At 61.2% G+C, this 7110-nt stretch carries 6 protein-coding genes; 5 read left to right on the top strand and 1 reads right to left on the bottom strand.

The features are described 5' to 3' along the window. Window position 1: 1 nt before the first annotated feature. Window positions 2-2101, top strand: coding sequence for an oligopeptidase A (gene prlC, locus JV201_RS00245; protein WP_219406351.1), 2100 nt, complete (start codon window positions 2-4; stop codon window positions 2099-2101). Continuing rightward, window positions 2098-2370 (top strand): YheV family putative zinc ribbon protein, encoded by a 273-nt coding sequence (locus JV201_RS00250; RefSeq protein WP_219406352.1) that lies wholly within the window; start codon window positions 2098-2100, stop codon window positions 2368-2370. The genes prlC and JV201_RS00250 overlap by 4 nt, the downstream gene beginning before the upstream one ends. 27 nt (window positions 2371-2397) lie before the next feature. Here JV201_RS00250 and JV201_RS00255 read toward each other — a convergent pair whose 3' ends face one another. Next, window positions 2398-3084 carry a tyrosine-protein phosphatase gene (locus tag JV201_RS00255; RefSeq protein ID WP_219406353.1) on the bottom strand — a complete coding sequence of 229 codons (687 nt, stop codon included), beginning with the start codon at window positions 3082-3084 and terminating at the stop codon, window positions 2398-2400. Window positions 3085-3368: 284 nt separating this feature from the next. On the opposite strand from JV201_RS00255, the gene JV201_RS00260 reads away from it, so the two are divergent. The 3 genes from JV201_RS00260 to JV201_RS00270 all read left to right on the top strand — a co-directional run. Continuing rightward, on the top strand, window positions 3369-4109 hold the full coding sequence (locus JV201_RS00260; protein WP_219406354.1) for a gluconate 2-dehydrogenase subunit 3 family protein: 741 nt from the start codon (window positions 3369-3371) through the stop codon (window positions 4107-4109). A 2-nt stretch (window positions 4110-4111) separates the two neighbouring features. After that, the gene (locus JV201_RS00265; RefSeq protein WP_003214867.1) at window positions 4112-5896 is read left to right on the top strand and encodes a GMC family oxidoreductase; all 1785 of its coding nucleotides are present in this window, start codon (window positions 4112-4114) and stop codon (window positions 5894-5896) included. Window positions 5897-5908: 12 nt separating this feature from the next. After that, window positions 5909-7110: c-type cytochrome (locus JV201_RS00270; protein WP_374707355.1), on the top strand; the 1202-nt coding region annotated here is incomplete at its 3' end.

The following is a 7110-nucleotide window of genomic DNA, read 5'->3' on the forward strand; positions in this document are numbered from 1 at the left end:
GATGGCCCCATCTTTGTTCTTACATGTTTCTTCAGCCAAGGTGCCAACCGTGAGCGCGAACAACCCTCTTCTGCAGTCCTACGACCTGCCGCCGTTCTCGGCGATCCGTGCCGAGCACGTACAGCCGGCCATTGAACAGATCCTCGCCGACAACCGCGTCGCCATCGAAGGCATCCTGCAAAGCCAGGGTAAAAATCCGACCTGGGCCGGGCTGGTCCTGGCCATGGACGAACTCAATGACCGCCTGGGCGCCGCCTGGAGCCCGGTCAGCCACCTGAATGCCGTGTGCAACAGCGCCGAACTGCGGGAAGCCTACGAGGCGTGCCTGCCGGCACTGAGCGCCTACTCCACCGAGATGGGCCAGAACCGCGAGTTGTTCCAGGCCTTCGACGCCCTGGCCAACAGCCCGGAAGCCGCCGGCTTCGACGTGGCGCAAAAAACCATCCTGGAACACTCCCTGCGGGACTTCCGTCTGTCGGGTATCGATTTGCCGCCTGAGCAGCAAAAGCGTTATGCCGAAGTGCAGAGCAAGCTCTCCGAACTGGGCAGCAAGTTCTCCAACCAATTGCTCGATGCCACCCAGGCCTGGACCAAGCACGTCACTGACGAAGCAACCCTCGCCGGCCTGACCGATTCCTCCAAGGCGCAAATGGCTGCGACTGCCCAGGCCAAGGGCCTCGACGGCTGGCTGATCACCCTGGAATTCCCAAGCTACTACGCGGTGATGACCTACGCCCACGACCGCGCCCTGCGTGAAGAAATCTACGCAGCCTACTGCACCCGCGCGTCGGACCAAGGCCCGAATGCCGGTCAGAACGATAACGGCCCGGTCATGGAACAGATCCTCGACCTGCGTCAGGAGCTGGCGCAACTGCTGGGCTTCGCCTCGTTCTCCGAGCTGAGCCTGGCCACCAAAATGGCCGAGTCCAGCGACCAGGTGCTGAGCTTCCTGCGTGACCTGGCCAAGCGCAGCAAGCCGTTTGCCACCCAGGACCTGCAACAGCTCAAGGCCTATGCCGCCGAACAAGGCTGCGCGGACCTGCAAAGCTGGGACAGCGGTTTCTACGGCGAAAAACTGCGTGAGCAGCGTTACAGCGTTTCCCAGGAAGCCCTGCGCGCCTACTTCCCGATCGACAAGGTACTCAGCGGCCTGTTCGCCATCGTGCAACGCCTGTATGGCATCGAGATCGCCGAGCAGAAAGGCTTCGACACCTGGCACCCGGATGTTCGCCTGTTTGAAATCAAGGAAAACGGCCAGCACGTCGGCCGCTTCTTCTTCGACCTGTATGCCCGCGCCAACAAGCGTGGGGGTGCCTGGATGGACGGCGCCCGTGACCGTCGCCGCACGGTTGATGGCGTGCTGCAAAGCCCGGTGGCCAACCTGGTGTGCAACTTCACCCCGGCCGACAGCGGCAAGCCTGCCCTGCTGACCCACAATGAAGTGACCACGCTGTTCCACGAATTCGGCCACGGCCTGCACCACCTGTTGACCCGTGTCGAGCACGCCGGCGTGTCCGGCATCAACGGCGTGGCCTGGGATGCGGTGGAGTTGCCGAGCCAGTTCATGGAAAACTGGTGCTGGGAGCCGGAAGGCCTGGCGCTGATTTCCGGTCACTATGAAACCGGTGAGCCGCTGCCTCAGGACCTGCTGGAAAAAATGCTCGCGGCGAAGAACTTCCAGTCCGGCCTGATGATGGTTCGCCAGTTGGAGTTCTCGCTGTTCGACTTCGAGCTGCACGCTACCCACGGCGATGGCCGCAGTGTGCTGCAGGTGCTGGAAGGCGTGCGTGATGAGGTGTCGGTGATGCGTCCGCCCGCCTACAACCGCTTCCCCAACAGCTTCGCGCATATCTTCGCTGGCGGTTACGCCGCGGGTTACTACAGCTACAAGTGGGCGGAAGTGCTGTCGGCCGATGCCTTCTCCAAGTTCGAAGAAGATGGCGTGCTCAATGCCGAGACTGGCCGGGCGTTCCGCGAGGCGATCCTGGCCCGTGGCGGTTCCCAGGCACCGATGGTGCTGTTCGTCGATTTCCGCGGACGGGCGCCGTCGATTGACGCACTCTTGCGCCACAGCGGCCTGAGTGAGGACGCGGCAGCATGAGTGAAGCACCTGTGAAAACCAAAAAACGCTTTATCGCCGGGGCAGTCTGCCCGGCGTGCAGCGAGCCGGATAAGTTGATGATGTGGAGCGAGGACGATATTCCGCACCGCGAATGCGTGGCTTGCGGCTACTCCGACACGCTGAATGAACAAGGTCTGTCAGTGCCCAAGGAATTGGGTACGCGGGTCAATACGTCGGCGTTGAAAGCACCGGACCCCAAGGTGCAGGCGGTGCAGTTCTTCCCTAATCCGAAGCTGAAAAAAGACTGACCGAGAAGCGCTCCCTGGGTTGATGGCTCAGGGAGCGACCACCCAGGCGGTTTTTTCCTCGGCCGGGTCTTTGGCGTTGTCCGCGGTATTCAGCCAGCTTTTCATCGAGCACAGCGCAAAGGCGCTGGTGCTGCATTCGCCGTTGGCCAGTGCAGTGCGTAACTTGTCGACATCCGCCTTCATCATGTAGCGAACGCCGTCCTTGAAGCCGCTACTGGCGCCGAAGCCGCCCAAGGTCATTTCGTTCAGCGCGTCTTCCTTGCTCCATCCCTGAATCACCACCCGATACATCGCCGCCATCAGGCCCGTGCGGTCGGAGCCGTGTTTGCAGTGCATCAGCACCGGGCCGTTGGCTTCGGCATCCTGAATCGCGCGCAACGCTGCGAGCACATCGGCGTCATCGACATGGTTGGTGCGATAGGACAATTGCACCTGGTTGATGCCGGGTGATTTCAGCCAGTTGGCATCTGACTCGGGCAGAAAGTTGATCACCGTTCCGATCTTGAGCTTTTCCAATACAGGAACAGCACCGCTATCCGGCAGCCCGCTGCGATAGAGCGTGGGCGTCATTTGATACAGGTTGTATTGATTGCCCACAGGCTGGGCCCATTCCGATGAACGGATGGGCGTGAGCTCTTCGGCCTGGGACGGTGCGGTGGTGAACAACGCCATGAACACGAGGCTGAGGGCAGGCAGCAATTGATTCTTGAACATGCGCGATGTAACCGAATAGGGAAGGGGCTGATGGGGCCCAGATTCGCCTACAGGGGGTCAATGCCGCGTGAGGTGCTCGTCAAAGAATCGTGAATAAGCCGGCTCCGAGCAGGTTTTTTCGCGCTGAATCGATTTTCCCCGATCCTTAGCCTGCTATCCTTTGTAACTATTGATTGCTGCTGTGTTCTATCCCCTTGGGTCCTTTGGATCCCATTTACTGCCAAAACTATAAGTCGTTCCTCGAAGCGGCTGATAAATCCGTGACCACATGATGAGGTGCCACCATGTCTGATCAAGATCAAGACAACCCCCGGCGTGAGTTTTTACGCAAATCCTTGACCTTGATCCCCGTGGTCACTGTCGCCAGCACGGGCCTGGGCGGTTCGATGCTGATGGCGGTTCCCGAACCGGCTCAAGCCAGCCCGGAGAAGGTGCCCGTCAGCAGCAAGGCCTATGAGCCGAGCTATTTCACTGCCGAGGAATGGGCCTTTATCAACGCGGCCGTTGCGCGCCTGATCCCGGCGGACGACCAGGGCCCAGGCGCCCTGGAAGCCGGCGCGCCGGAATACATCGACCGTCAGATGAACACGCCGTACGCGGCGGGTGCCCTGTGGTTCATGCAAGGCCCGTTCAATGCCGACGCGCCGCCTGAAATGGGCTGGCAGAGCAAATTGGTGCCCAAGGAGATCTACCGCCTGGGCATCGCTGCCATGGATGCCTGGTCGAAAGCGATGAACGGTAAGTTATTTGCCGAGCAAGACAGCGCTACCCAGGAAAAGTTGTTGCAGCGCCTGGAGGCCGGCGACGCGCAGTTCGACAGCGTCCCGCCGAAGATTTTCTTCAATCTGTTGCTGCAAAACACCAAGGAAGGGTTCTTTTGCGACCCGGTCCACGGTGGCAACAAAGGCATGGTCGGCTGGACCATGATCGGCTTCCCCGGCGCCCGCGCCGATTTCATGGATTGGGTTGAACGCAACGAGCAATACCCCTTCCCGGCTGTTTCGATCCGTGGCGAGAGGGCGTAAACGTGGCGACCATCATGAAGAAAGTGGATGCAGTGATTGTCGGCTTTGGCTGGACCGGCGCGATCATGGCCAAGGAGCTGACGGAAGCTGGCCTCAACGTGGTAGCGCTGGAGCGCGGCCCGATGCAGGACACCTACCCGGACGGCAACTATCCCCAGGTCATCGACGAACTGACCTACAGCGTGCGTAAAAAGCTCTTCCAGGACATCTCCAAGGAAACCGTGACCATTCGCCATAGCGTGAATGACGTGGCGATGCCCAACCGCCAACTGGGCGCTTTCCTGCCTGGCAACGGTGTCGGCGGTGCAGGCCTGCACTGGTCCGGCGTGCACTTTCGGGTGGACCCAATCGAGTTGCGCATGCGTAGCCATTACGAAGAGCGCTACGGGAAAAACTTCATTCCCAAGGACATGACCATCCAGGATTTCGGCGTCAGCTATGAAGAGCTGGAGCCATTTTTCGACTATGCCGAGAAAGTCTTCGGCACCTCCGGGCAAGCCTGGACGGTGAAAGGTCAGTTGGTGGGCGAAGGTAAGGGCGGCAACCCTTACGCACCGGATCGCTCCAATCACTTCCCGCTGGAATCGCAGAAGAACACAGTCTCCGCACAGCTGTTCCAGAAGGCCGCCACGGCCGTGGGGTACAAGCCCTACAACCTGCCTTCCGCGAATACATCGGGGCCGTACACCAACCCTTACGGCGCCCAGATGGGCCCGTGCAACTTCTGCGGCTTCTGCAGCGGTTATGTCTGCTACATGTATTCCAAGGCTTCGCCGAACGTGAACATCCTGCCGGCCTTGCGCCAGGAACCCAAGTTCGAACTGCGGCCCAACTCCCACGTGCTGAAGGTCAATCTCGACAGCACCAGGAGCAAGGCGACCGGCGTGACGTATGTCGACGCCCAGGGGCGGGAATGCGAGCAGCCGGCGGACCTGGTGATCCTCGGTTCCTTCCAGTTCAACAACGTGCGCCTGATGCTGCTGTCGGGCATCGGCAAACCCTACGACCCGATCTCCGGTGAGGGCGTGGTGGGCCGCAACTTCGCCTACCAGAACATGGCCACCATCAAGGCGTTCTTCGACAAGGACGTGCACACCAACAACTTCATCGGTGCCGGCGGCAATGGCGTGGCGGTCGATGACTTCAACGCCGACAACTTCGACCATGGGCCGCACGGCTTTGTGGGCGGCTCGCCGATGTGGGTCAACCAGGCGGGCAGCCGGCCGATTGCGGGCACCTCCAACCCGCCGGGCACGCCGGCCTGGGGCAGCGCGTGGAAGCGCGCCACGGCTGATTACTACACCCATCAGGTGTCGATGGATGCCCATGGCGCCCACCAATCCTACCGTGGCAACTACCTCGACCTGGACCCGGTTTACCGCGATGCCTACGGCCTGCCGCTGCTGCGCATGACCTTCGACTGGCAGGAAAACGACATCAAGATGAACCGCTTCATGGTCGAAAAAATGAGCAAGATCGCCGAAGCGATGAACCCCAAGGCGATTGCCTTGCTGGGCAAAAAGGTGGGCGAGCACTTCAACACCGCGTCCTACCAGACCACCCACCTCAACGGTGGCGCGATCATGGGCACCGACCCGAAAACCAGTGCCTTGAACCGCTACCTGCAGTGCTGGGACGTACACAACGTGTTTGTCCCGGGCGCTTCCGCGTTCCCACAAGGCTTGGGCTACAACCCTACGGGCCTGGTGGCGGCGCTGACCTACTGGTCGGCGCGGGCAATTCGCGAGCAGTACCTGAAAAACCCCGGCCCACTGGTTCAGGCATAAGGAGCGATGACCATGAAAGCATTTGTTATCGCGTCCCTGGCTTTGTTCAGCAGCTGCTCGGTGAGTGCGGCTGAAACCGATCTGGTCAAACAGGGTGAATACCTGGCTCGCGCCGGTGACTGTGTGGCCTGCCACACCGCCAAGGGCGGCAAACCGTTCGCCGGTGGCCTGCCGATGGAAACCCCGATCGGCACCATCTACTCCACCAACATCACCCCGGATAAAACCGGCCTGGGCGACTACAGCTTCGAAGACTTCGACCAGGCCGTGCGCCATGGCGTCGCCAAGAACGGTAGTACGCTTTACCCGGCGATGCCCTACCCGTCTTACGCGCGGGTCAGCGAAAGCGACATGCAGGCGCTGTACGCGTACTTCATGAAGGGCGTGGAGCCGGTGGCGCAGGTGAACAAGGACAGCGACATTCCCTGGCCGTTGAGCATGCGCTGGCCGTTGGCCGGATGGCGCTGGATGTTTGCGCCCAAGGTCGAGGACTACAAGGCCCAGGCGGGCGCCGATCCGGTGATCAGCCGTGGCGCGTATCTGGTGGAAGGCCTCGGCCACTGCGGCGCTTGCCACACACCACGGGCCCTGACCATGCAGGAAAAATCCCTGAGTGCGTCGGATGGCAGCGCTTTCCTGTCCGGCAGTGCGCCGCTGGAAGGCTGGATTGCCAAAAGCCTGCGGGGCGACCACAAGGACGGCCTGGGTAGCTGGAGCGAAGACCAACTGGTGCAATTCCTCAAGACCGGGCGCAGTGATCGCAGCGCGGTGTTTGGCGGCATGAGCGACGTTGTGGTCCACAGCATGCAGTACATGTCGGAAGAGGACCTGACGGCTATCGCCCGTTACCTCAAGACCCTGCCGGCGGTGGATCCCAAGGACCAGCCGCATCAGTACGACAAGCAGGTCGCCGACGCGCTCTGGAAGGGCGATGACAGCAAGCCGGGTGCCTCGGTGTACATCGACAACTGCGCGGCCTGCCACCGTACCGACGGCCACGGCTACACCCGCGTGTTCCCGGCGCTGGCGGGCAACCCGGTATTGCAGACGGCGGATGCAACCTCGTTGATCAACATCGTGTTGAACGGCGGCACGTTGCCGGCGACGCATACGGCACCTTCGACCTTCACCATGCCGGCGTTCGCCTGGCGGCTGTCGGATCAGGAAGTGGCGGATGTGGTCAGTTTCGTTCGGGGCAGCTGGGGTAATAAGGG

Origin of the sequence: Pseudomonas sp. Colony2 (genome assembly GCF_019382755.1) — a bacterium.
GTDB lineage: Bacteria > Pseudomonadota > Gammaproteobacteria > Pseudomonadales > Pseudomonadaceae > Aquipseudomonas.